21 protein-coding genes and 6 pseudogenes are annotated in these 26,111 nt (G+C 65.4%); 11 read left to right on the top strand and 16 right to left on the bottom strand.

The genetic code is table 11. The annotated features are described in order from the left end of the window. Position 1 precedes the first annotated feature (1 nt). The 12 genes and pseudogenes from C6W92_RS04645 to C6W92_RS04590 all read right to left on the bottom strand — a co-directional run bounded on the left by C6W92_RS04645 (position 2) and on the right by C6W92_RS04590 (position 11,564). On the bottom strand, positions 2-859 hold the full coding sequence (locus tag C6W92_RS04645; RefSeq protein WP_104018953.1) for an ABC transporter permease: 858 nt from the start codon (positions 857-859) through the stop codon (positions 2-4). Next, a complete protein-coding gene (locus C6W92_RS04640; protein ID WP_129431867.1) occupies positions 859-1,950 on the bottom strand; it encodes an ABC transporter ATP-binding protein in 1,092 nt (363 codons plus the stop codon). The genes C6W92_RS04645 and C6W92_RS04640 overlap by 1 nt, the downstream gene beginning before the upstream one ends. Before the next feature lie 58 nt (positions 1,951-2,008). After that, complete coding sequence (locus C6W92_RS04635) at positions 2,009-3,073, bottom strand: extracellular solute-binding protein (protein WP_129431866.1); 1,065 nt, start codon at positions 3,071-3,073, stop codon at positions 2,009-2,011. A 218-nt stretch (positions 3,074-3,291) separates the two neighbouring features. After that, positions 3,292-3,588 (bottom strand): annotated as a pseudogene (locus C6W92_RS04630) (IS3 family transposase); the annotation flags it as partial. A 9-nt stretch (positions 3,589-3,597) separates the two neighbouring features. After that, positions 3,598-3,702, bottom strand: a pseudogene (locus C6W92_RS17930) (VIT family protein); the annotation flags it as partial. A gap of 18 nt (positions 3,703-3,720) precedes the next feature. Continuing rightward, positions 3,721-5,634, bottom strand: a complete 1,914-nt coding sequence (locus tag C6W92_RS04620) for a heavy metal translocating P-type ATPase (protein WP_129431865.1) — start codon at positions 5,632-5,634, stop codon at positions 3,721-3,723. Further along, positions 5,631-6,626, bottom strand: a complete 996-nt coding sequence (locus tag C6W92_RS04615; protein ID WP_129431864.1) for an FAD:protein FMN transferase — start codon at positions 6,624-6,626, stop codon at positions 5,631-5,633. The genes C6W92_RS04620 and C6W92_RS04615 overlap by 4 nt, the downstream gene beginning before the upstream one ends. Beyond that, on the bottom strand, positions 6,607-8,814 hold the full coding sequence (locus C6W92_RS04610; RefSeq protein WP_129431863.1) for a PepSY domain-containing protein: 2,208 nt from the start codon (positions 8,812-8,814) through the stop codon (positions 6,607-6,609). The genes C6W92_RS04615 and C6W92_RS04610 overlap by 20 nt, the downstream gene beginning before the upstream one ends. A gap of 11 nt (positions 8,815-8,825) precedes the next feature. Then, the gene (locus C6W92_RS04605) at positions 8,826-9,296 is read right to left on the bottom strand and encodes a DUF2271 domain-containing protein (protein ID WP_129431862.1); all 471 of its coding nucleotides are present in this window, start codon (positions 9,294-9,296) and stop codon (positions 8,826-8,828) included. 37 nt (positions 9,297-9,333) lie between these two features. Next, the gene (locus C6W92_RS04600) at positions 9,334-9,711 is read right to left on the bottom strand and encodes a hypothetical protein (RefSeq protein ID WP_104018946.1); all 378 of its coding nucleotides are present in this window, start codon (positions 9,709-9,711) and stop codon (positions 9,334-9,336) included. A 181-nt stretch (positions 9,712-9,892) separates the two neighbouring features. After that, positions 9,893-11,248: a ferric reductase-like transmembrane domain-containing protein gene (locus tag C6W92_RS04595; protein WP_241691073.1), complete on the bottom strand. Its 1,356-nt coding sequence runs from the start codon at positions 11,246-11,248 to the stop codon at positions 9,893-9,895. Then, on the bottom strand, positions 11,241-11,564 hold the full coding sequence (locus tag C6W92_RS04590) for a PepSY domain-containing protein (RefSeq protein WP_104018944.1): 324 nt from the start codon (positions 11,562-11,564) through the stop codon (positions 11,241-11,243). Before C6W92_RS04590 ends, C6W92_RS04595 begins: the two co-directional genes overlap by 8 nt. A 145-nt stretch (positions 11,565-11,709) precedes the next feature. Between C6W92_RS04590 and C6W92_RS04585 the strand changes: the two genes are divergently transcribed. Together C6W92_RS04585 and C6W92_RS04580 are read left to right on the top strand one after the other, a co-directional pair. After that, positions 11,710-12,369 carry a response regulator transcription factor gene (locus C6W92_RS04585; RefSeq protein WP_129431860.1) on the top strand — a complete coding sequence of 220 codons (660 nt, stop codon included), beginning with the start codon at positions 11,710-11,712 and terminating at the stop codon, positions 12,367-12,369. After that, on the top strand, positions 12,366-13,715 hold the full coding sequence (locus tag C6W92_RS04580) for an ATP-binding protein (RefSeq protein ID WP_129431859.1): 1,350 nt from the start codon (positions 12,366-12,368) through the stop codon (positions 13,713-13,715). The genes C6W92_RS04585 and C6W92_RS04580 overlap by 4 nt, the downstream gene beginning before the upstream one ends. Positions 13,716-13,753: 38 nt before the next feature. Here the strand turns inward: C6W92_RS04580 and C6W92_RS04575 are convergent. Beyond that, positions 13,754-14,460, bottom strand: a pseudogene (locus tag C6W92_RS04575) (IS6 family transposase). 55 nt (positions 14,461-14,515) lie between these two features. On the opposite strand from C6W92_RS04575, the pseudogene C6W92_RS17925 reads away from it, so the two are divergent. The 9 genes and pseudogenes from C6W92_RS17925 to C6W92_RS04530 all read left to right on the top strand — a co-directional run. Then, positions 14,516-14,803 (top strand): annotated as a pseudogene (locus C6W92_RS17925) (integrase core domain-containing protein); the annotation flags it as partial. Positions 14,804-15,049: 246 nt separating this feature from the next. Further along, positions 15,050-16,195 carry an MHYT domain-containing protein gene (locus tag C6W92_RS04565; RefSeq protein WP_241691072.1) on the top strand — a complete coding sequence of 382 codons (1,146 nt, stop codon included), beginning with the start codon at positions 15,050-15,052 and terminating at the stop codon, positions 16,193-16,195. Positions 16,196-16,359: 164 nt separating this feature from the next. Beyond that, entirely contained in the window at positions 16,360-17,214 is an 855-nt protein-coding gene (locus C6W92_RS04560; protein WP_129431858.1) for a xanthine dehydrogenase family protein subunit M, read from the top strand. A gap of 11 nt (positions 17,215-17,225) precedes the next feature. Further along, positions 17,226-17,720 carry a (2Fe-2S)-binding protein gene (locus tag C6W92_RS04555; RefSeq protein WP_129431857.1) on the top strand — a complete coding sequence of 165 codons (495 nt, stop codon included), beginning with the start codon at positions 17,226-17,228 and terminating at the stop codon, positions 17,718-17,720. Continuing rightward, positions 17,717-20,137, top strand: coding sequence for an aerobic carbon-monoxide dehydrogenase large subunit (locus C6W92_RS04550; RefSeq protein WP_129431856.1), 2,421 nt, complete (start codon positions 17,717-17,719; stop codon positions 20,135-20,137). Before C6W92_RS04555 ends, C6W92_RS04550 begins: the two co-directional genes overlap by 4 nt. A gap of 46 nt (positions 20,138-20,183) precedes the next feature. Beyond that, a complete protein-coding gene (locus C6W92_RS04545) occupies positions 20,184-21,062 on the top strand; it encodes a MoxR family ATPase (RefSeq protein ID WP_129431855.1) in 879 nt (292 codons plus the stop codon). Continuing rightward, positions 21,059-22,240, top strand: coding sequence for a VWA domain-containing protein (locus C6W92_RS04540; protein ID WP_129431854.1), 1,182 nt, complete (start codon positions 21,059-21,061; stop codon positions 22,238-22,240). Before C6W92_RS04545 ends, C6W92_RS04540 begins: the two co-directional genes overlap by 4 nt. Beyond that, positions 22,237-23,064 carry an XdhC/CoxI family protein gene (locus tag C6W92_RS04535; RefSeq protein WP_129431853.1) on the top strand — a complete coding sequence of 276 codons (828 nt, stop codon included), beginning with the start codon at positions 22,237-22,239 and terminating at the stop codon, positions 23,062-23,064. The genes C6W92_RS04540 and C6W92_RS04535 overlap by 4 nt, the downstream gene beginning before the upstream one ends. Positions 23,065-23,103: 39 nt before the next feature. After that, positions 23,104-23,592 carry a carbon monoxide dehydrogenase subunit G gene (locus tag C6W92_RS04530; RefSeq protein ID WP_129431852.1) on the top strand — a complete coding sequence of 163 codons (489 nt, stop codon included), beginning with the start codon at positions 23,104-23,106 and terminating at the stop codon, positions 23,590-23,592. A 330-nt stretch (positions 23,593-23,922) separates the two neighbouring features. Here the strand turns inward: C6W92_RS04530 and C6W92_RS04525 are convergent. The 3 genes and pseudogenes from C6W92_RS04525 to C6W92_RS04515 form a co-directional block, all read right to left on the bottom strand. After that, a pseudogene (locus C6W92_RS04525) lies at positions 23,923-24,144 on the bottom strand (transposase); the annotation flags it as partial. Positions 24,145-24,216: 72 nt separating this feature from the next. Next, positions 24,217-24,621, bottom strand: a pseudogene (locus C6W92_RS04520) (single-stranded DNA-binding protein). Positions 24,622-25,040: 419 nt separating this feature from the next. Further along, a protein-coding gene (locus tag C6W92_RS04515) for an IS5 family transposase (protein WP_129431851.1) occupies positions 25,041-25,807 on the bottom strand; the annotation gives its coding sequence in 2 pieces (ribosomal slippage) (positions 25,041-25,474 and positions 25,474-25,807; 768 coding nt in all). Positions 25,808-26,111 lie beyond the last annotated feature (304 nt).

Here is a 26,111-nt window from a genome sequence, read left to right as displayed (position 1 = left end):
GTTATCCCATCGTTTCTTGCAGGGTGCGACCAGTCAGGCGCAACACGCCCCAGACAATTACCGAAGACAGCACCAGCAGCATGAAGCCGAAGGCCGCGCCAAGCTCCCAGTTCGAGCGGACGATGAATTGGTTGTAGATCATCTCGGTGAACCAGAGGCTGTCCTTGCCGCCCAGCATGGTCGGCGTAAGGTAATTTCCCAGTGACAGCATGAATACGACGATGCAGCCAGAGACGATCCCCGGCATGGCATGGGGAATGATGATCTCGCGCAGGACCGACAACCCGTTGCCTCCGAGATCGTAGCCTGCCTCGACCACGCTGTCGTCGAGGCTCTCGAGCGTCGTGACCAGCGGCACCACCATGAACAGCATGGACGTATAGACGAGGCCCACCATCATGGCCGCATCGTTATACAACATCTCTACCGGTTGATCGGCCAGACCGACCCATTGCAGCAGGCTGGAGATCAGGCCGGTTTCCCGCAGAAGGATCATCCACCCGAAGGTGCGCACCAGTTCCGAGACGTAGAAGGGAATCAGGCACAGCATGAACAGCACCTGCTGCAACCGGCCCCGGGCCATCTTGGCGATGTAATAGGCCACCGGAAAGGCGATCAGCAGTGTAATGGCCGTGGCAAGGACAGACATCACCGCCGTCCGCCAGAAGGTTCTCAGGTAGAGTGGCTCCGTCAGTGCCTTGTCATATTGCGTCAGGCTGGTTTCGTAGACGCCGAAGCTGATGCGTTCGCGCAGCGAAATCAGCAGCATGTCGATATGTGGAATGACGATCAAAAGCCCGAGCCACAGGACAAGCGGCGTCAGCAACAGGACGAATCCGATCCGGGCGTGAGAGCGCATCAGACCGCCCCGGCAAAGCACGTCGCCTGTGCCGCGCCCCATCCGACATGCACCGTGTCGCCGCGTTCCAGATTGGCGAATTCGCCGGTCTGGGGCAGCGTGACCTCGAGCGTTTCGCCGACGTCATTGTCGACCAGAACGCGGGACGCCGCGCCATTGAATAGGGTGCTTGTCACGGTGCCCTTCATGCGGTTGTCGAAATGGGACAAGGCCTCGGCGCTGGCCGCCAGGTGGATCGCCTCCGGCCGGACAAAGATTTCCGCGGTGTCGCCCCTGGACAGGGTCCCCGACCCGGTCGCGCGCACTGCAAGGCCGGTATCGGTTCGTATCTCCAGCACCGCACCGTCGACCCGATCTATGCGACCCTTCCAGCGGTTCGCTTCTCCGATGAAGCCGGCGACGAAAGGCGTGTCGGGACGGTAATAGAGATCCTGGCCCGTGCCGACCTGCTCAAACCGTCCGGCATTCATCACGGCAATCTGGTCGGACATCACCAGCGCTTCGGACTGGTCGTGTGTGATGTAAACGAAGGTTGTGTCGAAGGCAGCCTGAAGCGCCTTCAATTCGATCTTCATATGTTCGCGCAGTTTCAGGTCCAGTGCGCCCAAAGGTTCGTCAAGCAGCAGCACATCAGGTTCCAGCACCATGCAGCGGGCGATGGCGACACGCTGTTTTTGCCCGCCGGACAGTTCGTCCACCTTGCGCGCGCCGATGCCCGGCAGGCCGATGCGGTCCAGTGCTTCGTCAACCTTGCGGGCGATCCGGTCCCTGGCCATCCCCTGTCGCCGCAGCCCGTATCCGATATTTTCCGCGATGGTCATCATGGGAAAGAGTGCGAGGTGCTGGAACACCATGTTCACCGGCCGCTTGTTCGGCGGCGTGTCCAGAACCGTCTCGCCCTTGATACGGATGTCACCCGAGGTGGGATCGAGAAACCCCGCGATCATTCGCATGATCGTCGTCTTGCCACAGCCGGATGGTCCGAGAATCGAGAAGAAACTGCCCGGTGGCACCGAAAAGGATACGTTGTCGACGGCGGTCGTCTCGCCAAAGCGTCTCACCAGGTCGACGCATTCAAGATCGGGGGTCATGCAGGGGCCCGTAGATATGGCGGCACCCTGTAACAGGGTGCCGCGTTTTGATGGGCGATCAGTTCGCGGCCTGAACGCGGTCCAGAACTCCACCTTCGATGGCTTCCAGTCCGGCCGGAACCGGCGGATACCATTTGATGTTATCGACCGCTTCCGGTGGGAAGCTGGCCTGGTACTTGGCCTTCAGCGCATCCTCGGCGAATTCATCGGCCCCTGCGGATGCGGTGAAGTTGCCCGCCACAGAAGTGATTTTCGCCGCGATTTCCGGCTGCATCACGAAGTTGATCCACGCATAGGCCGCCTCGTCGGACTGGCCCTTGGACGGCAGAACGAAGGTGTCGATCCAGCCCAGCGCCCCCGAGGCCGGTGCAACGAAGGTGATGTCGGCGTTGTCCTCGTTCAGCTTCCAGCCGCCCGTGTCCCACGCCATCGACGCCGTGACTTCGCCGGAACGCACGAGGTTCATGAGTTCGTCGCCACCACTCCAGTAGGTCTTCACGTTGGACTTGCACTCGGTCAGCTTGGCTTCGACCTTTTCCATGATCTCCTTGTACCTGGCCTCGTCTCCATACGCGGCAAAGGGATCTTCGCCCATCGCGAATGCAAAGCCGATCAGCGTCGGACGCTTCAGCCGGTAGGAGACCTTGCCCGCCAGTGCCGGATCGCACAGATCGGTGTAGTCCTTGACCACGCCACCCGCCTCGGCCGTGTTGATCACCAGACCGGAGGTGCCCCAGACATGCGGCACGCCGTAAACATCGCCGTTCACCGTGGTGTTCGCCATCGTGGCTTTCAGCATCGAGGGAATGAAAAGCGACTCGTCAATCTTCGACATGTCGATGGGCTTGTAGATACCGAATTCCATCTGTGGCCCCATGACACGGTCCTGCGAGGGCTGAGCCAGGTCAAAGCCGCCACCGCCGGTCGCGCGCAGCTTGGCAATCATCTCTTCGTTGTTGGACTTGGTCACCTCGACTGTGTGGCCAGTCTGTTCTTCAAACATCTCAACGACTTCGTCGGGTGCGTAGCCGCCCCAGGTCAGGAGTCGAAGCGTATCTGCCGAGGCCGCCTGCGTCAGGCCCAGAACGGCCAGGCAGGTTGTCGTGAGCAATGTCTTGTTCATGGTCTTCCTCTCTGATGGATGGATCGTTTTCGTGCAGGATGGTCAGCATTCACCGAATGGTCAAACTCTTTCGGGAGCTGGCGTGTTATCACCGAGTTTCTTAACATCTTCTTGAACAACCTTTGCCTGTTCGCCGGTTTTCACGGCCAGCGGCACGCGGCAAGGTCATCAGGGTCGGAAGTTCGGTAACGGAAGGAACCGCACCGGGTTCGTCCGAGCAGGCCGTTGGATTGCGGGCTGGCCACTGGCGTTAAGTGCGGTTCGAGGCCGAGCCGGCGGGGAAAGATGCGGGTTTGCGTCGCGGTGTAGGCGCTGCCATGGTACGACAAGACCTCGATGACCTATGGCGCGCGGTAGATGTCAAAGCGCTTCTCGACGGTCTCCAACTGCATGTCGCGCACGTCTGATCCGCTGATCCCGGCATTGGCGACAGCGCGCCACGCGATGATCTCGCGGTCATGGGCATCGATCAGGAACGCGGCCCGAATGACATCCCCATTCCATTAGGTGAATTCCGGCCCAACCAAGCTCGCAGTTGAAACGAGGCCGTCATTCGCACCGAGAACGGCAGCGCGCAACCAGCCGATGCGTTGCACCATGTGAACTTCAGAATGGGAGAGCCTGCTCATCTGAAGGAGCCTTTTGAACTATGCGGCGGTAGATTTGGGCCGCGGCAGGCGGCTCACTGTTGCATCGGCCGGGCTGCCCGCGGCCTGACTTGTCTGTCCCGGCACGATCCTGAGCGCCCGCAGTGCGTTCAGGATGACGGCAACGTCGATCACCTCCTGCAAGAGCGCGCCCTGCACGGGCGTCAGATATCCGAAGGCGGCGGCGATCATGCCAAGGACCGAGAGACCGATCCCGGCCGCGACGCTCTCTAGCGCGATGCGTCTCGAACGCTGAGCGACCTCGATCCCCGTCAACAGGCGATCAAGGTGATCCACCAGCAGCACGACATCTGCCGCCTCCGCCGAAGCCGCCGCTCCGCGCGCGCCCATGGCGACGCCGATGTCAGCGGCGGCCAGCGCGGGCGCATCGTTGACGCCATCGCCAACCATCATCACCGGGCCGTTCTTGTGCTCCGTGAGAACCAGAAGCACTTTCTGATCGGGCGTCAGATCGGCCCGCACGGCGTCGAGCGCCAGACCCTCCGTCACGGCCTCGGCGACGGCGCGGCGGTCGCCGGTCGCCAGCAGGATGCGAGCGATCCCCAGCTTGCGCAGTCCTGCAAGCAGGTCTGCCGTGCCAGCGCGCAGCGCATCGGCCATGACGAGATTACCCATCAGCTTGCCGTCCACGGCAAGTGACACGACCACCGATCCCGCCTCGATGACCGCGCCTTCAGGGTCGGCAACACCGGCCTGCGCAGCAACGAAGCCAGCGCCCCCCACGACAACGCTCCGTCCATCGACGGTTCCCGCGACGCCTTCGCCGGGCGCCTCGACGACGTTCCGGGGAACCGGCAACGCGGTGCCGCGCGCTTGCGCCGCCGCGACGATGGCCTGGGCGATCGGATGTTTCGACGCCTGGTCGAGAGCTGCCGCGAAATACAGCATCTCGTCGTCGGACATGTCGCCATACCGGTTGATCGACACGATCTGTGGTCGCCCGCCCGTCAGCGTGCCGGTCTTGTCCAGGATCAGCGTCTTGATCCGGGCCAGCGCCTCGAGCGGCTTCGCCCCCTTGATCAGCACCCCGAAATGCGCCGCCCGCGACAGCCCGGCCACCAGCGCTACCGGCACGGCGAGGATCAGCGGACAGGGTGTCGCGACCACGAGAACCGCAACTGCGCGGATCGGATCTCCGGTGAACCACCAGGCCGCTGTCGCCAGCGCGAGCGTGACGGCCAGGAACAGCAGCGACCAGCGATCGGCCAGCCGTGCCATCGGCGCCTTGGACTTCTGCGCCGCCTCGACCAGCCTGACGATCCCGGCATAGGTACTGTCGTTGGCCCGCAGGGTGACGCGAAGATCGAAAGCCTCGCCCGCATTGGTAGAGCCGCTCATCACGTCCTGCCCGTGCTCCAGCCGGACGGGCATCGACTCGCCCGTCAGCGCGGACTGGTCCAGCATCGCGCGCGGGCTCTCGACCGTTCCGTCCACGGGCGCGACGTCGCCGTGCCGGACCAAGAGCAGGTCGCCCGGCGCGATGTCATCCAGTGGCACTTCATCCAGCGCGCCGTTCCGGTGGCGGGTGGCGGTGCGGGGCACACGGGACAAGAGATCGCTCATCTCGCGCCGGGCGCGACCCTGCGCGAAGCTTTCCAGGAAGGTACCGCCCGAGTACATCAACGCGATCACCGCGGCCGCAAGCGTCTCGCTGAATAGAAGTGCTGCCGACATCGACAGCGCCGCCACGATGTCGAGCCCGACCTCGCCCTTCGAGAGGCTGCGCACGATCTCGACGCTGAGGGCCGCAAGGACTGGGACGACACCTGCCGTCCACGCGATCATGGCAAAATCCGGCTGCGCCACCAGCCAAAATGCAAGACCGGACACCAGACCGAGCAAGGCCAAGCCCAACAGGGCGACGTTCAGGCGGTCATGAAGCGAGGATGTCATCTGGTGCAATTCCCGGCGTCAGCCTCGCGCCCGGGGTCTGGACGGGTCTCGAACAGCCGTCCCGCTCGAGTTTCGCGAAGCAGAGTGCCCTCACGCTCAATGAAGAGGGCACTCAAATTACTTCTACGCGCCAATTGCCCGCCCTCCAAGCTTCCTTTCACCATGAACGCCGTCGCCCAGGCGTCCGCCTCGGCACATGTCTTTGCCACCACCGTGACCGAGGCGGGCGACACGAGCACGGGCGCGCCGCGGTTCGGGTCCATGGTGTGTGACAGGCGGCGGCCCTGAACCTCGATCCAGTGGCGATAGTCTCCCGAGGTCGCCACGGAGGCGTCCTGAAGTGCCAGGATGGAATGGGGCGCGCGGCGACCCTCGTCCGGGGCCTCGACCGCGATGGTCCAGGCCTCGCCGTCTGGCCGAAGCCCGAGCGCGCGCATTTCGCCGTCGATGCCGACGAGTGCGTCGTCGATGCCATGCGCTGCGAGCGTCTCGGCCATTCGGTCGACGCCATACCCTTTCGCGATGCCGTTCACGTCCAGTGCAACCGGTGACGTCTTTCGGACAAGACCGTTGCCCGCGTCGATCTCCAGCGCGTCATGCGTGGGCACCCGATCGGTCCTCATCGCGGCGCGGATATGGTCGGGGGTCGCCGCAAGCGGCCCAAAACCCCAGGCCGTCACCGCGTCGCCCATGCCGATATCGAAGGCTCCTCCAGAGGCACACCCGATCTCGAGGCCGAGCCGCAGAACCTGCCCGAGCCGATCCGGCACTGCCACCCATGCGCCCACCGGCGCCGCGTTCAGCCGCATGAGGTCGCTGTCGGGCTTCCAGGTGGACATCTGCGCGTCCACCTCATCGACGGCGACCTGTAGCGCTGCGCGAACCGGCTCCTGATCGAAACCCGCTTGCGCGAAGAAAAGCGCAGACCAGCGCGTGCCCATGGTCGGGCCGTTCAGGGCGTGGCGCATCGGTTCAGTAGACATCTTCGACATAGCGTCCCTCGGCTTTCAGCACTGCGGGCGAGAGCCCGGTGGGAGCAAGGATTTCAGCCAGCGCTTCGGCGACGCCCGCAACCATGTCGCGCCCGCCGCAGACCATCACCCGCGCGCCATCCCTGATCAGCCGGGCCACTTCGACAGCCTCGCCGCGCAGCGCGTCCTGAACGTAGTGCGGGCGCGCCCCGCGCGAGACGGCGGTGACAAGCCGGGCCAGACGACCGTCGTCTTGCCAGATGGGCATCTCTTCACCGTAGAGGAAGTCGCTGTCCGGGTGACGCATTCCGAAAAAGAGGTGGATGGGCCGGTGCCGGGTGTTGCCGCGCAAGAACCCGGCCAGGGGACCGATCCCGGTTCCAGCGCCGATCAGGATCAGTGGCGCACGGCCTTTTCCCGGCTGGAAGCCCGGATTGCGACGCAGGAAGGCGGTGACGGTCTGCCCGGGTTCCAGCGCGGTCAGTTGGCCGGAACACAGTCCGCCTGGCTGTTTCTTCACCACGATCTCTACGAAGCCGTCGCGGCGCGCGGAGGCGAGTGAGTAGAGGCGCGGCACGGGCGATCCCTCGGGCAGAATGCCGATCAGGTCGCCCGCGGTGAAGCGCGCGAAGCCCGCCCCTCGCAGCCGCTGCCAGAGGGTGGCGTTCGGGAGGGCAAAGCGCAGGATTGCGGTCGGGGCCTGCACTTCGGCGCCGTAGTCGCGACGCGAGATCAACGTGAGCGTCTCGGTCGTGGGCAGACCCGGCTGATGGGCCAGCTCGAGGTCGATGCCCAGCGCCTGTCCGAGGGTGCGGCCCCAGCGCGCGAAGTCCTGCGGTGACTGGCGGTCGATGGTGTCCAGCGGCAGAAGCTCGGACCAGCCCTTTGCACGGGCAGCCTCGGACACGGCCTTGGCGAAGGCGCAATAGGCCGGAAAGCTGCGATCACCGAAGCCGAGAACGGCAAGGGCGGCCTCGGGGGCGCGGTCGAGGTTCGCAAGGCGGTCCAGGAAACCCTTGGCCGAAGCCGGTGCATCGCCGTTGCCATAGGTCGCGGCCAGCACAATGATCCGTTCGGCGCGGGCGTAGCGGTCCGGCGTGAAGGTCGACATCGGGGCTGCGTGCACGCTCTGCCCGGCGCGGCTCAGCGCGGCGCGAAGTGCCGCGGCGAAGCCCCAGGTGCTGCCACCCTCGCTGCCGACGAGCAGGATCGTTTCGGCCCGGCCGGCGGCCTGGTTACCCCGAATGCGCGGACGGCCGCGCCGCCCGGCGAGCCATATGAGCACGCCCGTTCCGCCCATCACGGGCACGCCGAGCGCCATGATCCCCAGAACCAGCCCGAGAGTCGCGGCGCCTTGACCCGTATGCAGCATATAGATGGTCTCAAAAACGTGCTCCCACCCTGTCAGGTCAGACCAGCCCAGAAGAGCCCCGGTGCCCTGATCAAGATAGCCGGAGCCCCGATCCGTCTTCAGCGTGAAGACGTCGGTCGCGTCACCGGGATAGGGAAAGCTGAGTTCGCGCAGGTCCGCGACGGGTGTGTCGCCGAGCGTTGGCATCATCATGAGCGCCACGCCCGTCTCGCCGCTGACCTCGACAGCAAGGGCCGGTGCGGTGCCGCCACTGGGGAGCAGATCGAAGGTCGAGGCCGTCATCCACAATGCAGTGGTGGAAGACAGGACAAGGCCAACGACCGCGACCCGCGCGATTTCAACGTGCAACCGCCCGGCAAGCGGCCCGCGAAGTGCTGTGAACCAGTGGCGCCAACCGCCCGCGCGCCGCGCAACCAGCATCGCGCCGCTGAACGAAAGGACCAGCATCGCCACAGCGCCCACGGCCATGGCGATGCGGCCCCCGTCGCCGAGGAACAGCGACCGGTGCAGGTTGGTCAGCCAGCGTTGCGTCTGGTTCGGGTCGGCGGAGGCCACGCCCTGGCCAGTGGCAGGGTCGATCACGGCGGCACCCGGTGCACCCTGATCGAACCAGTAGGCGGTGATCCGTCCCGAGGGTGCGCGGCGGATCTGCTCGACGCCCGGATAGACGGCCTGAATGCGCGTCGCCAGCGCAGCGACAGTCAGGCCCGTCGCTGCTTGCGGCGCCGTCAGACGCTCGGCCGCCGGGAAGACCGACAGGGCCGCGCCGCTGAGCGTCAGCACCGTGATGAGAGCCAGGGCCAGAAGACCCGGCCAGCGATGAAGAGCACGGATCATGGCAAGTCACCTCACATGTCGTAGGCAAAGCTGGCGACATAGCGACGCCCGGTGGTGGCCATGCCCGCGCCGGTCGTCGTCAGCGGCACCGCGATTTCGTTCGGGCTGTCGCGCATGTCCTCGACGGCGGCGTCGATGTGCAGGGTATAGCCCGCGTCGAACAGCGCATCGGCAAGGTCGAGCGTGATCTCGAGGCTGCGACCCGCGCCCACGCTTGCGCCCGTGATGCCGTTGACCTGTGCGGTGTCGCCGCCGGTTGCGCGGTACCAGTCGGTCAGGTGCTCGTAGTATTTCGACTTGGCCCCGGCCATCCAGAGGCTGCCTATGTAGGCACCCGAGGCGTCGGTGACGTAGAGCGCGAGATAGGCGCCATCGCCACCGTATGAGTTGAGAGTGGTGGTCAACGTCACCGGGCGCGCCATGGCGAGGCCGGGAAGTGTCAGCGCCGTGGTCAGCGCAAGTGTCGCAAGAAGCGATTTCATCGGTTTGGTCCTTGTGTGCGAGATGCGTGGAAGAGGCTCAGTTCACTTTGACCTGCGGTGGGGCGCCGTTTCCGAACAGCCCGTTCTGCGGTGGGGCAACGGTGCCGGCGGGCGCGGGATTGCGGGCGCTGCCGCGGCAGTCGTCGTCGTCATCGTCGTCGCAGTCATCGTCGTCATCATCATCGTCGTCGTCGTCGTGATCACGCCGCGAGCCGCGGTATTCATCATCATCGTCATCATCGTCATCGTCACCACTGGCGAGGATGAGGGGCAACGACTGTGCCGCGTCCTGATAGAGCGCCGCGAAGGGCCGAGGGCTTTCATCGGCGACGGCGTTCATCGCACTCCAGGTGGTCGTGCCGATCACGGCGGTCAGCGCGGTGGAGGTGACAAGAAGGGTGAGGGTCTTTCGCATGGGAGGGTCTCCTTTTCGTTTGATGAAACCGATGTGCAGACCCGACCTGAGGCCTTCCTGACGGTGTGGCGATTCCCGCTTCAGCTTGCCGTCAGGAAGAAAAACGCCCCGCCGATCTGGCGGGGCGGAAAGATGGGCACGCGGGCCGCATGACGCGCGTGCCGAACCGGTGCGCTGCGCGTCAGGCGAACTCGAAATGCTCGAAGCGGACACGTCGCGGTGTCTGGCCCCGTGCCTTCAGCCCCTTCAAGATCGCGTCTTTCAGTCCCTTCGGGCCACAGAACCACAGATCGGCATCGCGGATCGCGAACGGTGCCATCTCGGTCAGACGCTCGGCCGTCAGGCGCCCATCGCGCGCGGTTGCGACCAGCTGATAGCTGAACCTCGGGTTGCGCGCCGCTGCCGCTTGCAAGGTTTCCACCCCGATCGCCTCTTCGGGTGTTCCAACACAATGAACAAGGTGAATGGTTCGCCGCTCTGTCTCGGTCAGGCTTTCCGCCCACGCCAGGAACGGCGTGATGCCGATGCCGCCCGCTAGCCAGATCTGGCGCGCGCCACCCTTGCGGAAGTCGAACCGGCCGTAGGGGCCCTCGACCTGCACGCGCATCCCGGTCCGAAGGGCGTCAGGCAGGCGCCGGGTCCAGCCACCGAGCCCCTTGATCGACAGGGTCAGCGCACCATCCGGGCGTGGGGCGCTGGCGATCGTGAACGGGTGCGGTTCGGAAAAACCCGCATCCGGCGCGCGGAAGAAGACGAACTGCCCCGGTCGCCAGCGCATGGTCCGCCCCTTGGGGCTGAGCATCACCGCCGTGGTGTCATCGTGTCGGCTGATATCGCTGACCGTGAACTCCCTGCGCCGCAGGCGCGGTGCGACAAATTCGGTGTAGACCCAAGCGCTCACCCCAGCGAGACCGAAGGTGTTCAGCATCACAGACAGCGACGGATCAACCCCGGTAGGCATATCGACGAAGAACTGGTGAAACACGATGATTGCGAACAGGACGCCCATGAACCGATGGCTGAACCGCCATAACTGATAGGGAATCTCCAGTGGCATGAATGGCAGTCGTCGGAACCAGCTGATCGCGATCAGCACGAGCAACGCGTTGAAGGCGACCTCGCCTGCCTCCTCGGCCAGCTCCCCCAGCCCGGTCTCGCGCACCGTCCGCTCGAAATCGGGCTCGATCTGTTGGTGCAGGATCATCAGGACCATCGCGGAGATTCCCAGCCACATGTGGACCCGGTACATGCGGTCAAGCCCGCCGAACAACGGCTCCAGCAGACGCGGGCGTGCGGCGAGGATCAGGGTCTGCGCCATCGCGACAACCGCCGCGGCCCCGACGGCAATCCCGAGGGCTGCATCCGAACCATAGGACGCATACGTGGTAAAGCCGAGTAGCCCCGCCAGAACGCAGAGCGGGGCGACCAGCAAGGGGCCAGACAGATTGAGGAGGTTGCCAAGTGCTGTGGTCCAGGGAACGCCCGACCGGACTGGCCCCAGGCCGCCATTCCTTGCGGGCTGCGCCAGATCAGTCATCGTTTCGTTCCTGCCGGTCCCGGCGGGGGCGATCGTCCTTGTCCTCGTCATCCTCGTATTCGAACTCGATAACGTCCAGCGTGGCGGGATGAACCGTCACCTCGATCAGGCGCCCCTCGGCATCGCGACCGTCGATCTCGTAACAGCCGTCGTCGATCTTGATGCGGCGCACCGTCCAGCCGTTGTCTTCGGCGAGGCGCTGAACGGCGTCCCTCGGTTGCCAGTCCGCCATCGGCACGAAGCAGTCGTCATCCGCAAGCGCCACTCCAGCCGGAAAGACCGCGAGGAAGCCGAGAATTGTCAATGTCTTCTTCATGGGGCAAACTCCTGTTGGCACGCCTCTTGATGCAACACATGCGCGGCGAAGCTGACGGGAGCCTGAAGCTCGGGGCCCGGCGGTGTCAGCTTTGCGTCAGCCTGACAGATCATGACAGGGTCATCGGAAAAGGAACGGGACCAACATGCGTATCCTGCTGATCGAGGACGACACGGTTCTGGGCGCCGCCATACGCGACCAGATCGCAGGCGACGGGCAGTCGGTCGATTGGGTCACGCGGCTGGATGCGGCAGGAGATGCCATGGCCGGCGCCACCTACGATCTCGTGTTGCTCGACCTGATGCTGCCCGATGGTCGCGGCATCGGCTTCCTCAAGGCCCTGCGCGCGCGCGGCGACGTGACGCCCGTGATCATCCTGACCGCGCTCGACCAGGTGTCGGGCCGGATCGAAGGCTTGAATGCCGGGGCCGACGACTACCTCGTGAAGCCGTTCGACCTGTCGGAATTGTCGGCGCGCATCGGCTCGGTCGCCAGGCGCTACACTGGCAATCCGAACCCGATCGTCAGCCATGGCGCACTGAACATCGACCTTGCAGCCCGCAGCATCCACCGCGAGGGCAAGCCGGTCGCGCTGACCGCACGCGAATGGGCGCTGTTCGAGGCGTTCCTGACCCGCCCCGGGCAGCTTTTGTCAAAGACGCAGCTGGAAGAGAAGCTCTACGCCTTCGACACCGAGGTGGAGAGCAACACCATCGAGGTCCATGTCAGCCGCCTGCGCAAGAAGCTGGGGCCCCAGATCATCGAGACCGAGCGCGGCATGGGCTACCGCTTGGGCAAGCCATGAGGCTGCCGCGCAGCCTTCAGGCCCGGCTCGGACTGTTGCTCGGCATTCTGTTGACCGTGCTGTGGATCGCTGCCGCCTCCGTGACGGCTTTGATCCTGCGCGGCGAGATGGACGAGGTCTTCGACTCCGCGCTGCAGGAAACCGCGCAGCGCCTGTTGCCGCTGGCTGTCGTGGATATCGTCGGGCGCGAAGAGGATGGCATCACGCAGCGGCTTGGCACGATCCGCGAGCATGACGAGCTCTTCAGCTACATCGTGCGGGACGCCGATGGTCGCATCCTGCTTCGGTCGCACGCTACGGACGTGGCGATTTTTCCGGACTATGACGGCCCGGGCTTCCGCCAGACCGCGACCCATCGGCTTTACAACGAAGACGCGCTGCAAGGGACCGTCAGGATCACGGTGGCCGAGCCGCTTGAGCACCGCGCGTCCGTCGCGCGCGAGATACAGATGGGTCTGGGGCTGCCCCTGCTGATCGTGGTGCCCCTGGCGCTGCTGTCCATAGTTTTCGCCGTAAAGGCGAGCCTCGCACCCCTGCGGCGCTTCGGCGAACGACTGGATGCGCGCAATGCCCGGGACCTGTCACCGGTTCCAGACGATGACATCCCGTCCGAGATCACTCCTGTGGCTGCCACCCTGAACAGGCTGCTCGACCGGCTGAGGGCCGCCTTTGATGCCGAACGGAGCTTTGCTGCGAACGCCGCGCATGAACTTCGCACGCCTTTGGCCGGCGCCATCGCGCAGGCCCAGCGCCTGCAGTCGGAAACGCGCGACCATGCCGCCCGGGCGCGGGCGGCCGACATCGAAGGCACTCTCAAGCGACTGACCCGGCTGTCCGAACATCTCATGCAGCTCACACGCGCCGAAGGCGGACAGCTTCGCCTTGACCTGTGCTCGGATCTCAGGATCGTCGCGCAGCTGGTGGTCGAGGATGTTGCCCAAACGGGAGCGCCTGGCCGCATCGCGTTGAAACTGCCGGAGACGCCGGTCATGTCGGACCTAGATCCCGACGTCTTCGGCATTCTGTGTCGAAACCTCGTTGAGAACGCTCTGCGTCATGGCTCGGACGCCGCCCCGGTCGACGTGACCTTGACGCCGGATGGCCGGTTGATCGTCGCAAACGACGGGCCCGTCCTGCCACCTGAAACTCTGGATCGGCTCACAGCCCGCTTCGAGCGCGCGGGCGCAAGTGCAGATGGCAGCGGGCTGGGCCTCGCGATCGTCGCCGCCATAGCCGATCGCATCGAAAGCCCTCTTGTCCTCAGATCACCGCGTCCCGGCACGTCCTCGGGGTTCGAGGCGTCCGTCAGGTTGCCTGTAGGCGATGCCAAGGTGCTGTCAGACTAATGCGACGCGGTCTCCGCAAGGGCAGGCAGGCTGACCCTTCAGGCCGCGAAAAGGCCGCGCCGCTCGGCGAGGGCGGCGGCACGGTTCTGCTTGAAGATCGAGCGGAAGGAGAGGCTGCGTTCCTGGTTGAAGTGGTTGTGAACCGTGGCATGAACGGAGGCGAATTTCTGCAGACATCGCATTTGCCGGAAGCGCTGCATCGCCCGCTCCCGTCTTCGGAATGGCAAGTGTGAATTCTCGGCACGGTTGTTCGTCCACCGCCCCATCTCGCGATCGTCGCCCCGCCCCATCTCCTTCAGGACGGCACCGTAGCTGCGGAGACGATCCGTCACCACGTCCACGGGTCGACCGTGCCGCTTCATCGATTTCGTGAGTAATTTCAACGCCGCAGCCTTGTCCCGTGTGACCGTGACAAAGCTCTCCAGTACCTCCCCCTCATGGTCGACGGCCCGCCACAGGTAGTGCTGCTTGCCGTAGATTTCACGAATATCTCGTCCAGATGCCAGCGCGACCGGCTCGACCGCATGCCCTGCACCCGGCACTTCCGGATCTCGGCCGCGAACATCGGTCCGAACCTGTTCCACCAGTACCGCACCGTCTCGTGGCTCACCTCTACACCCCGCTCGTGCAACAGGTCCTCCACGTTCCGAGGCGACAGAGGGAAGCGAATATACATCATCACCGTGAGGCGGATGATCTCGGGTGACGTCTTGAAATATCGGAACGGGCTGCGCTTCTGGGTCATCGCCGCAGACTACGCGCGCCCTGCCCCGCTCAAGCCGGTTTCCTCTGACACCTCCATCTCGATGGATGGGAAAGGCCGGTTCCTCGACAACATCTTCATCGAGCGGCTATGGCGGACGCTGAAATACGAATGCGTCTACCTGCATGCCTAAGAGACCGGATCAGAAGCCAAGGCCGGAATCCGGAGAGGGATGACCTTCTACAATCACCAACGCCCGCACTCAGCCCTTGGCGTCAGACCGCCAGCCATGGTCCATTGGCTGGGAAAACGAAACCAAACCCGATCAGCAGGTGCAAAGAGTAGCTTAATTTACGCCAGATCCTGTCCAAGGGATGGCGAGTAGCTCACCCGCGACCTGCGGTCTCGAGCGCATTCTCGACCAACACGCACTGAGCGACGGCGCGTGCGCAGTCGAATACTGCCACATTAGGCGCTAACTTGCGAGCGGCTTCATGGCCTTCTCCGGGGCTTTCGAGCCAGCGTCAACGACCGTGCCGAAGCCGCGCCGTTCACAATGGAAGGGACGGATCACAAAAATGTCGACTGGAAATTCGGCCCGCGGTGGTATTCTATTGTTCGCGGAGCTTTCTTGGGAGGGAGGGCCCGAGACATCGTCGCCTATTCACACGATCCGCTGCTGGTCATCACCTCGCTCGCCGTCGCGCTGATGGCGGGGTTCACCGGGCTGACGCTGACGCGCGGGGCCTCGGCCCTGCCCGCAGGGCGGCGGCAGTTGGTCGTCGCAATGTCGGCCTTTGCGCTTGGCGGCGGCATCTGGTCTATGCATTTCGTGGCAATGCTCGGGCTCGAGCTGCCGATCCTGTTCTATTACGACGCGCTGACCACCATGATCTCGGCGCTGATCGCGATCCTGATCGTGGGGCTGGCGTTGCTGCTAATGCATTTCGGGCGGCGTACGCGCCCGCGCATCGTCATGGCGGGCGTTCTGGTGGGGCTGGGCATTCCGGCGATGCACTACACCGGCATGTCGGGGATGGAGCTGTGCCGCCCGGTCTATTCGGTGGGCGGCATCGCCGCGGCGGTGGGGTTGTCGGTGGCACTGGCGGTGGCCGCGTTCTGGATGGCCTATGTCAGACGCGACACCCGCAGCATCGTGTTCGGCACGCTGGGTTTCGGCGTGGCGGTATTCGCCGTGCATTTTACGGCGATGGCGGGCACGCAGTTCACCATCGTCGAGCAGGCGGGTGCGGACGGGCCGCGCATCAGCAACGACACGCTCGCCTTCGGGGTTACGCTGGCGGTGTTCCTGATCTCGGGCGCGTTTCTCATGACCGGGGCGACCGTCGCCGCGCTCAAGGACGGGCAGACGGGTGCCGACATACCCGTCCCCGCCGCCGCCGGGCCGGAGGCACTGGAGAGCGCGCCCGCGCCTGCCTCTGGCGACGCCCGCATCCCCTACGAGAAGGACGGGCGCATCCATTTCGTCGAGGCGCGGATGGTGGCGGCGATCCGGGCGGAGGGCCATTACACCGTGATCTATTTCGGCGCACAGCGTGCCCTTTCGCCGTGGTCGATGTCCGAGATCGAGCGGCGGTTGCCGGGCACGGGCATGATCCGCACCCATCGCAGCTATATCGTCAACCCGCTCCACGTCTCGGGTTTCGAGCGCAAGAAGGACACCGGCGTGGTGTTCTTCGAGGGCGGCGGGGCCATCGCCAAGGCACCTGTCAGCCGCTCGCGCCTGTCGGCGGTGCGTGCGATGTTCGGGGTCTGAGCGGGGCAGATTGCGATTTTCTGCGGGTGCATACGCCGTTCGTGCGCCATCGTCGCATTTGGTGAAGACGAGCGCGACATCCGTGCGCCCCCGCTCGCCCCCGCCACCTGCCCTGATCCAGCCTGACCTGCATGGGCCGACACGGCCCCGTCAGGGAGGACAAAATGATACCGTCAGCATTCGAGTATCACCGACCGCCCAGTGTGGCGGAGGCGATTCGCATCGTGTCCGAGCGTGGCGACGATGCGCGCGTCATCGCCGGTGGGCACAGCCTCATCCCGATGATGAAGCTGCGCATGGCCCATCTCGAGCACCTCGTCGATCTGCAGGACGTGGCCGAACTCAAGGAGCTCAGCATCGCGGACGGCATCGTCCGGATCGGCGCGATGGTCACGCAGCATGAACTTATCACGCACGAGGGGCTGGCGCAGGGTGTGCCGATCGTGCGCGAGGCCGCGCTGCTGATTGCCGATCCGCAAGTGCGCTACATGGGCACGATCGGCGGCAACCTCGCCAATGGCGACCCGGGCAACGACATGCCGGGGCTGATGCAATGCCTGGATGCGCGCTTTGCCCTCGAGGGGCCGGAGGGCAACCGCGAGGTCGCCGCGCGCGACTTCTACGGGGCTGCCTACATGACCGACCGCGCGGACGAGGAAATCCTCACGCGCATCACCTTTGCCGCCCCGACCGGAGGCTATGCCTACGAGAAACAGAAGCGCAAGATCGGGGATTACGCCACAGCCGCGGCGGCGGTGCTGATCAACGCGCAGGACGGGCGGGTGATCCGCGCCTCGGTGGCGATGACCAACCTCAGCGACGTGCCCGTCTGGTCCGAGGCCGCCGCCGACGCGCTGATCGGCACGGCCTGCGACGCGGCCGCCTGCGACGCGGCGGTGGCGGCGATGAGCGCCGAAATCGACCCGCAGGAGGATTCCCGCGGACCGATCGAATTCAAGCGCCACGTGGCCGGCACGATCCTGCGCCGCGCCATCGCGCGGGCATGGGCCCGCGCCTGAGGGAGGACAGCATGAGCGACAAGATGCACATAAAACTCACCGTGAACGGCGCGCCGCGAGAGGTGCTGGCCGAGCCGCGCGAACTCCTGATCCACGTGCTGCGCGAGCGGCTCGGGCTGACGGGGCCGCATATCGGCTGCGAGACGACCCATTGCGGCGTCTGCACCGTGGACATGAACGGCAAGTCGGTGAAATCCTGCACGGTTTTCACCGCGCAGGCCGACGGGGCCGAGATCACCACCATCGAGGGTCTCGGCACGCCGGACGACCTGCACGTGCTGCAGCGGATGTTCCACGAGCATCACGGGCTGCAATGCGGCTTTTGCACGCCGGGGATGATCACCCGCGCGCACCGCCTGCTCCAGGAGAACCCGGACCCGACCGAGGAGGAGGTGCGCTTTGGCATGGCCGGAAATCTCTGCCGGTGCACGGGATACCAGAACATCGTCCGCGCCATTCTTGCGGCGGCGGCGGAACTGAACGCAGCCAGGGAGGCGGCACAATGAACGACATGACCCCGGAGGGCCGCGAGGAACGCCGCGGCAAGCTCAAGGGCCTCGGCCATGCGCGCCGACGCGTAGAGGATGCCCGCTTCACCCAGGGCAAGGGCAATTACATCGACGACATCAACCTGCCGGGTATGCTGTTCGGCGATTTCGTCCGCTCGCCCCATGCCCATGCCAGGATCACGTCCATCGACGCCTCTGCCGCGTTGGAACTGCCCGGCGTGGTGGCTGTGCTGACGGCGGACGATCTGCGCCCGCTCGACCTGCACTGGATGCCCACCCTCGCGGGGGACAAGCAGATGGTGCTGGCCGACGGCAAGGTGCTGTTTCAGGGGCAGGAGGTGGCTTTTGTCGTGGCGCGCGACCGCTACGTCGCCGCCGACGCGGTCGATCTCGTCGAGATCGAGTACGAGGAACTGCCGGTCATCACCGACCCGTTCGAATCGCTCCAGAGCGACGTTGTGTTGCGCGAGGACCTTGACCCCGAGGCCCCCGGTTCCCACGGCCCCCGCCGCCATCACAACCACATCTTCCTGTGGGAGGAGGGCGACAAGGCGGCCACCGAACAGGCGATCGAAAGCTCGGAGGTGGTGGCCGAGGAGATGATCTATTACCACCGCACCCATCCCTGCCCGCTCGAGACCTGCGGCAGCGTCGCCTCGATGGACAAGGTCAACGGCAAACTCACCCTGTGGGGCACGTTCCAGGCACCGCATGTGGTACGTACCGTGGCGTCGATCTTGTCGGGCATCGAGGAGCACAACATCCGCGTGATCTCGCCCGATATCGGCGGCGGCTTTGGCAACAAGGTCGGGGTCTACCCAGGCTATGTCTGCTCGATCGTCGCCTCCATCGTTACAGGCAGCCCGGTGAAATGGGTCGAGGACCGGATGGAGAACCTGATGTCCACGGCCTTTGCCCGCGACTACTGGATGAAGGGCCGGATCAGCGCCACGAAGGACGGTCGGATCACCGCCCTGCACTGCCACGTCACCGCCGATCACGGCGCGTTCGACGCCTGCGCCGACCCGACGAAGTTTCCCGCCGGGTTCTTCCATATCTGCACCGGCAGCTATGATATCCCGGTGGCCTATGTCGCCGTGGACGGGGCCTATACCAACAAGGCACCGGGGGGCGTGGCATATCGCTGTTCCTTCCGCGTGACCGAGGCCGCCTACATGATCGAGCGCATGATCGAGGTGCTGGCCATCGAACTGGGCATGGACGCGGCCGAATTGCGGGCCAGGAACTTCATCCGCGAGGACCAGTTTCCCTACCAGTCGGCACTGGGCTGGGAATACGATTCGGGCGACTATCACACCGCCTGGAACAAGGCGCTCAAGGCGGTGAATTACGAAGGGCTGCGTCGCGAGCAGGCCGAGCGGGTCGAGGCGTTCAAGCGCGGTGAGACGCGCAAGCTGCTGGGCATCGGCCTCACCCATTTCACCGAGATCGTGGGGGCGGGCCCGATGAAGAACTGCGACATCCTTGGGATGGGTATGTTCGACTCCTGCGAGATTCGCATCCACCCGACAGGATCGGCCATCGTGCGGCTGGGCACGATCAGCCAGGGCCAGGGCCACGCCACGACGTTTGCGCAAATCCTCGCGTCCGAGATCGGCATCTCCTCGGATTCGATCACCGTGGAGGAAGGCGACACCGACACCGCACCCTATGGGCTGGGCACCTATGGCTCGCGCTCCACGCCGGTGGCAGGGGCCGCCGCGGCGATGGCCGGGCGCAAGATTCGCGCCAAGGCGCAGATGATCGCCGCCTACCTGCTCGAGGTACACGAAGACGATCTGGAATGGGACGTGGACCGCTTTGCCGTCAAGGGTGCGCAGGAGCGCTTCAAGACCATGGCCGAGATCGCCTTTGCCTCCTACAATCAGGCGATCCCCGGCGTCGAGCCGGGGCTCGAGGCGGTCAGCTATTACGATCCGCCCAACATGACCTATCCGTTCGGTGCCTATATCTGCGTGATGGAGATCGAGGTGGATACCGGCGAGCACGAGATCCGGCAGTTCTACGCGCTCGACGATTGCGGCACGCGGATCAACCCGATGGTGATCGAGGGGCAAGTGCATGGCGGGCTGACCGAGGCGCTCGCCATCGCGATGGGGCAGGAGATCGCCTATGACGATCTCGGCAACATCAAGACGGCCACGCTGATGGACTTCTTCATGCCCACAAGCTGGGAGACGCCAACCTACACCACGGCCTTCACCGAGACGCCGAGCCCCCATCACCCGATCGGGGCCAAGGGTGTCGGCGAGAGTCCGAACGTGGGCGGGGTGCCGGCCTTCTCCAACGCGGTGCACGACGCCTTCCGCGCCTTCGGGCTGCGCCACAGCCACATGCCGCACGATCACTGGCGCATCTGGAAGGTGGCCCACGAGCTGGGCCTGCACGGATGATCGCAGTGGCTGACGGACCCGCGCTCAACGACCGGGGAGGTTTGACATGAAGGACTGGAGCGCACTGCAGGACGGGCTTGCCGGGCAGGGATACATCGCCGCGCCCGACCTGGCGATGGCGCTGCACCTGTCCATCTCTCTCGGACGACCACTGCTGCTCGAAGGGGCGGCCGGGGTGGGCAAGACCGAGGTCGCCCGCGCGCTCGCGGCGGCCGAGGGGACGCGGCTGATCCGGCTCCAGTGTTACGAGGGGCTGGACGCGGCGCACGCGATCTACGAGTGGAACTACCAGAAACAGCTCCTGGCGATCCGCGCCGCCGCCGAGGACGGCGAGACCGGAACGGCGGTGGAGCGGCGCATCTTTTCCGAGGAATTCCTGCTGGAGCGTCCGCTGCTGCAGGCCATACGCCAACCCGAGGCACCGGTGCTGCTCATTGACGAGATCGACCGCGCCGACGAGGAATTCGAGGCCTACCTGCTCGAGGTACTCTCGGATTTCCAGATCACGGTTCCCGAGCTCGGCACGATCACGGCGCGCAGCATTCCCCGTGTGGTGTTGACCTCGAACGGCACGCGCGATCTCTCGGACGCGCTGCGCCGGCGCTGCATGTACGCGCACGTCGCCTATCCCGACCGCGAGACCGAGCTGGCCATCCTGCACGCCCGCGCGCCCGAGGTCGAGGCGCGGCTCGCGGCGCAGATCGTCGGCTTCGTGCAGGCGATTCGCCGGGAACGGCTCGAGAAGGTGCCGGGCGTGGCCGAGATGCTGAACTTCGCCGCCGCCGTGGCCGGGCTCGGGGTGGCCGATCTCAGCGCCGACCCGGCGGTGCTGCACGCCACGATGGCCACGCTTCTCAAGACCGAGGGCGACCGCGCGGCGATTCCGCCCAAGGTAGCCGCACGGCTGGTGGGCAGGGCGGCATGAGCCGCGTCGCCCGCTTTGCCGCGCGCGACCCGGGCGTGGCGGCGCGCATCACCGGGTTTCTTGCCCACCTGCGCGCGCATGGCTTCGGGTTAGGCGTCGCTGAGGCCGAGACGGCGCTGCGCGCGCTCGAGCATGTCTGCGCCGCCGATCCGGAAATGACGCGCCGCGCACTCAAGGCGGTGTGCGCGGGCTCTGCCGACGAGGTGACGCGCTTCGACGAGTTCTACGATGCCTTCTGGCTCAATGACGGGCGGGTGCGCCTGCGGGTGACGGCCGACGCGACCTCCGCGCGCTCCGACCTTGTGCGCGCCCCGGGGGTGGACGACGACCGCGCGACAAGCACCGCCTCGGGCCGCGCCGAAAGCCCCGATGACGACGGCGAGACCGACGCCGAGGGCAGCGGGCGGCTTATCGCCTCGGGGCGGCGCAACCTGATGACGACCGACCTGCGCGAGGTCGTCAGCCCCGCCGACGTGGCCGAGGCCGAGACGGTCGCCGAACGGCTGGGCCGGGCGCTGCGCGACCACCGCTCGCGGCGGCGCAAGGCGGCACGCCGGGGCTGCACGATCGATCTGCGGCGCACCATCCGCAAGAGTCTCGGCACCGGCGGCGAGCCGCTGCGGCTGGAGCGGCGCAAGCGTCCGGACCGTCCCGTGCGCATCACCGCGCTGTGCGACGTGTCGGGGTCGATGACAGTCTATGCGCGGCCCTTCCTCGCGTTTCTCTCGGGGCTGATGCGCGCCGATCCCGATACCGACGCCTATCTCTTTCATACCCGGCTGGTGCGGATCACCGATGCCCTGCGCGAGACCGATGCGCTGCGGGCGCTCAACCGGCTGAGCCTGCTGGCCGATGGGTTCGGCGGCGGCTCGTGCATCGGCGCATCGCTCGATCACTTCTCGCGCAGTTATGCGCGGCGGCTGGTCAATGGGCGCACGGTGGTGCTGATCCTGTCGGACGGCTATGACAGCGCCGACCCCGAGGAGGTCGGGGCCGCGCTCGCCCGGATCAGGCGGCGCGGCTGCCGGATCATCTGGCTCAACCCGCTGAAGGGCTGGAAGGGCTACGAGCCGGTGGCGCGGGGCATGGCCGCGGCGCTGCCGCATCTCGACCTATTCGCACCGGCGACGATGCTCGCGGACCTCGCCGCGTTGGAGCCGGAGCTCGTACGCCTATGACCCTGTCGCGCCCTGCCGATACCGAACTCGAGGCCGAGATGGCGCGGCTGCGCGCCGCCGAAGTGCCCTTCGCGGTCGCCACGGTGGTGCGCACGCTGGCCGCCACCTCGGCCAAGCCCGGCGCCAAGGCGCTGATCGACGAGGCTGGCACGCTGCGCGCAGGCTGGCTGGGCGGGGGATGTGCGCGCTCGGCCATCGGATGCGCCGCACGCGCGGCGATCGCCGAGGGGCAGCCCCGATTCGTCTCGATCCGGCCCGAGGAATTGCTGGAAGCCGGTGGCGTCACCGCCGGAGAGGAGCGCGAGGACGTGCATTTCGCGCGCAACGGGTGCCCGAGCAAGGGCTCGATGGACGTGTTCGTCGAGCCGGTCCTCCCGCCTCCGCGGCTGGTGATCTGCGGGAGCGGGCCGGTGGCGACCGCGCTTGCCCGCCTCGCGGACCGTTTCGGCTTTCACCGGATCGTCTGCGCGCCGGGGGCCCAAGCCTCCGCGCATCCGGACGCCGAGGAGGTGGTGGATGGTCACGCCCCCGACAGCGCAGTTCGCTTCTACGTCGTGGCCACGCAAGGCATGGGCGATGCCCCGGCGCAGCGAGCCGCGGTCGCGTCCGAGGCGGAATATGTGGCCTTCGTCGGCAGCCGGCGCAAGTTCGCCGCGCTGAGCGACCGTCTCGCCGCCGAGGGCGCGGACCGCGCCGCGCTGGCCCGGGTCCATGCGCCCGCCGGTCTCGACATCGCCGCGATCACCCCAGACGAGATCGCGCTCTCGATCCTGGCCGAGATCGTGGCCCAACGCCGGGCGGGCGAGCGCGCCTCGCCCGCCTGACCCGCCCCCGGGACCCGTAGCGCTTAAGAGGAGAGCCCAATGAAACTGACCGACGAGGTATTTATCGCCGCCCCGCGCGAGGACGTCTATGCCGCGCTCAACGACGTGGAGGTGCTGAAAGACTGCATTCCCGGCTGCGAGGAGCTTGTCCGCCACTCCGACACCGAACTCGAGGCGAAGGTGTTGCTCAAGGTCGGCCCGGTCAAGGCGCGGTTCTCCGGCACCGTGACGCTGATCCCCGAAGAACCGCCCCGGCGGTTCACGCTGGCCGGCAGCGGCAGCGGCGGGACGGCGGGCTTTGCCAAGGGCGGCGCGGATGTCGTGCTGCAGGAGCAGGACGGCGGAACCTGCCTGACATACGAGGCGCATGCCGATATCGGCGGCAAGCTCGCGCAACTGGGCAGTCGGCTCGTCCAAGGTACCGCGAAGAAGCTGTCGGCCAGATTTTTCAAGGCTTTCGCCGTACGGGTGACCACTTGCGAAACGGCTCTTGTTCCAGGCCAGGCGACAAGCGCAAATGGCGGATAAGTCGGCAATGGGTATCATGAGTCCTCCCATCCGGCGCGGTCCACCACATCACCAACTCGACGTTGGCTATTGAAGGTAACCCTGCCGGGTGCAAGTGCGGCGAATGTCAGGATGGGATTTGGTGAAGCCAACCGGCGTAGATGTCCGCTTTTGACGTGGTTATAATGATTGTGACCAATCGTGCCGCGAATGCATCAGGGCGGTTTGTTTAAGGTTTTTCGATGCGGGCCGCGTTGAGACATTTGCTGTCAGCGCGGTTTCGGCCCGCGTTGCAAAACCCTGACAAGGAGGAAGCTGCGGCGGGCTTGGTGCTGTGTCCAGCGCGGTCGCCGCGAGCAGCTGGCGGATTCTGGCGATGTTGGCCTTGCGTTGCGCGGAGGCCAGCAGGCCACAGTGGCGAATACGATGGATGAACTCGCTGGTCTCGAGGCGCATCACCTTTTGCCGCTCGCCGCGCTTGATCCGGTAATCCTTCCAGCGGAAGGCCACGGTATCCGCGTCGGCGCTGAAAAGGCGATGGTTCGAGATGGCGACGCGATGGGTGTATCGGCTCCGAGCGGCCTTGCGGCGATGTAGCGAACCCGGCGGGTTTCCCCGTCGGGCCCGAGGGGGAAACCCCGTTCCTTAGAACGGGATCTCGTCGTCGCGGTCGACCAGCTCGGGGTTTTCGTTCTCGGCCGACTTCGGGCGGCTCAGGAAGTCGACCTTCTCGGCGATGATCTCGCAGCCGTAGCGGTCGTTCCCCATGCTGTCGATCCATTTGGTGTAGTGGATGCGGCCGTGGACGAGGACCTTCATGCCCTTTTCACAATGCTCCGCGATCGTCTTGCCGAGACCGTTGAAGCAGGTATGCGGTGCCATTCGGTGTCCATGACCCGGTAGCCGTTCTCGTCGCGCAGCACACGACCTTCCGAGAGGCGGCGGCGAGAGGTAGCGAGGCTGAAGTTGGTGATGTTGGTGCCGCCCTGGGTGGTGCGGGTTTCGGGTTTTTGACCGATGTTGCCGGGCGAGGATGACGATGTTTTGCATGATTAGCTCCTGTGTTTCCTGTCTTCGGGACCGTCCCTTCGACAAGACCCGGAAAACGCCCGTCGGGTGACGCGTGCATGGTGGACAGAATGGACACCGGAAACCCCCAAAGGACCGGGGTGGAGCGGGCAGGACGCCATAGGCGGCCAACACGGCCCGGGCTGACGCGGGGTTGCGCGCAGGAGGCCGAACGGGATTAGGGGATTGTCAGTCGAAGGGATGAACCAGAAGCCAGAGAGGCGCGGGGAGCCCATGACAAAACCAGTCATCCTGCCAATCGGGACTGCCTGAACCCAAGCCCAGCACCCTACACAGGCGGCAGAGACTATGAATCAACCCTCGTGACCTGGCCCCAGCCTACGGGAGTTGCGGGGTCATGCCACGACGGCTATCGAGACCGGAACATTTAGGGTCAGGACTCATAGCCAATAGATGACGGTTGCTGCGAGTGCGATTGCGGATAGAAAGACCTTCGGGCACCTGTCGTATCTGGTTGCGACGCGCCGCCAATCCTTGAGCCTGCCGAACATGATCTCGATGCGGTTGCGGCGTTTGTAGCGGCGCTTGTCATATTTGACAGTTTTGTTGCGCTGTGACCGCCCCGGGATGCAGGCACGTATCCCCTTGTCTTTCAACGCGTCTCTGAACCAGTCTGCGTCGTAGCCTCGGTCTCCGAGCAGCCATTCGACCTTTGGCAAGCCGCCCAGCAATGCCCGTGCACCGATGTAGTCGCTGACCTGTCCAGCGGTGACAAAAGGGTCAAGCGGACGTCCCTGGCTGTCGCAGATGGCGTGCAGCTTGGTGTTCATGCCGCCCTTGGTGCGCCCGATCAGGCGGCCACGCCCCCCTTTTTCGCGGCCAGGCTGGTCGTGGTCCGGTGTGCCTTCAGATACGTCGCGTCGATCATGGCCGTCTTCTTCTCGCCGTGCTCGACGGCCAAGCCAACCATGATGCGTGCAAAGACGCCCTTGTCGCTCCATCGCTTCCAGCGGTTATACAGGGTCTTGTGCGAACCGTATTCCGCATTCAGGCCCTCACCATCGCGCCACCGCAACCCATTGCGATTGATGAAGATAATACCGCTCAGCACACGCCGATCATCGACGCGCGGCTTCCCGTGGGACTTCGGAAAATAGGGCTCCAGACGCGCCATCTGCGCGTCGGTCAGCCAGAAGAGATCAGACATGTTCGCCGCTCCGTTTTCGGAGCCGTGAATCACGCAAAGGACCTGAAATCAATGGATCCTGAGCCTGGCGCATCGCGGCATCAGTCTGCTCGGGCTGAGGACCACATCGCGGCGCGATCGTTACCTCGTCGTTTACAGCTTGCCGAGGCTGGGCAGAAGGTCCCTCCTTGCCGGTATGCGGGATGCGGCGGACATGGGGATGCGTTCAGCGGTTGCGGGATGTGCCCGGATTGGCGGGGGCCGAATTGCGCCACGCGCTCAACCCCTTACAGCGACGACAAACCCGCTCGCCGAACCCGGAGCT

Source organism: Roseovarius sp. A46, assembly GCF_004126395.1.
Taxonomy (GTDB): Bacteria; Pseudomonadota; Alphaproteobacteria; order Rhodobacterales; family Rhodobacteraceae; genus Roseovarius; species Roseovarius nitratireducens.
The sequence above is the reverse complement of the archived record's forward strand: the minus strand, read 5'-3'. Positions and strand labels throughout refer to the sequence as shown.

Bases quoted from the DNA above. Each gene is read 5' to 3' on its own strand.
- C6W92_RS04645 (WP_104018953.1), bottom strand. From the start codon at position 859: ATGCGCTCTCACGCCCGGATCGGATTCGTCCTGTTGCTGACGCCGCTT.
- C6W92_RS04640 (WP_129431867.1), bottom strand. From the start codon at position 1,950: ATGACCCCCGATCTTGAATGCGTCGACCTGGTGAGACGCTTTGGCGAG.
- C6W92_RS04635 (WP_129431866.1), bottom strand. From the start codon at position 3,073: ATGAACAAGACATTGCTCACGACAACCTGCCTGGCCGTTCTGGGCCTG.
- C6W92_RS04620 (WP_129431865.1), bottom strand. From the start codon at position 5,634: ATGACATCCTCGCTTCATGACCGCCTGAACGTCGCCCTGTTGGGCTTG.
- C6W92_RS04615 (WP_129431864.1), bottom strand. From the start codon at position 6,626: ATGTCGAAGATGTCTACTGAACCGATGCGCCACGCCCTGAACGGCCCG.
- C6W92_RS04610 (WP_129431863.1), bottom strand. From the start codon at position 8,814: ATGATCCGTGCTCTTCATCGCTGGCCGGGTCTTCTGGCCCTGGCTCTC.
- C6W92_RS04605 (WP_129431862.1), bottom strand. From the start codon at position 9,296: ATGAAATCGCTTCTTGCGACACTTGCGCTGACCACGGCGCTGACACTT.
- C6W92_RS04600 (WP_104018946.1), bottom strand. From the start codon at position 9,711: ATGCGAAAGACCCTCACCCTTCTTGTCACCTCCACCGCGCTGACCGCC.
- C6W92_RS04595 (WP_241691073.1), bottom strand. From the start codon at position 11,248: ATGACTGATCTGGCGCAGCCCGCAAGGAATGGCGGCCTGGGGCCAGTC.
- C6W92_RS04590 (WP_104018944.1), bottom strand. From the start codon at position 11,564: ATGAAGAAGACATTGACAATTCTCGGCTTCCTCGCGGTCTTTCCGGCT.
- C6W92_RS04585 (WP_129431860.1), top strand. From the start codon at position 11,710: ATGCGTATCCTGCTGATCGAGGACGACACGGTTCTGGGCGCCGCCATA.
- C6W92_RS04580 (WP_129431859.1), top strand. From the start codon at position 12,366: ATGAGGCTGCCGCGCAGCCTTCAGGCCCGGCTCGGACTGTTGCTCGGC.
- C6W92_RS04560 (WP_129431858.1), top strand. From the start codon at position 16,360: ATGATACCGTCAGCATTCGAGTATCACCGACCGCCCAGTGTGGCGGAG.
- C6W92_RS04555 (WP_129431857.1), top strand. From the start codon at position 17,226: ATGAGCGACAAGATGCACATAAAACTCACCGTGAACGGCGCGCCGCGA.
- C6W92_RS04550 (WP_129431856.1), top strand. From the start codon at position 17,717: ATGAACGACATGACCCCGGAGGGCCGCGAGGAACGCCGCGGCAAGCTC.
- C6W92_RS04545 (WP_129431855.1), top strand. From the start codon at position 20,184: ATGAAGGACTGGAGCGCACTGCAGGACGGGCTTGCCGGGCAGGGATAC.
- C6W92_RS04540 (WP_129431854.1), top strand. From the start codon at position 21,059: ATGAGCCGCGTCGCCCGCTTTGCCGCGCGCGACCCGGGCGTGGCGGCG.
- C6W92_RS04535 (WP_129431853.1), top strand. From the start codon at position 22,237: ATGACCCTGTCGCGCCCTGCCGATACCGAACTCGAGGCCGAGATGGCG.
- C6W92_RS04530 (WP_129431852.1), top strand. From the start codon at position 23,104: ATGAAACTGACCGACGAGGTATTTATCGCCGCCCCGCGCGAGGACGTC.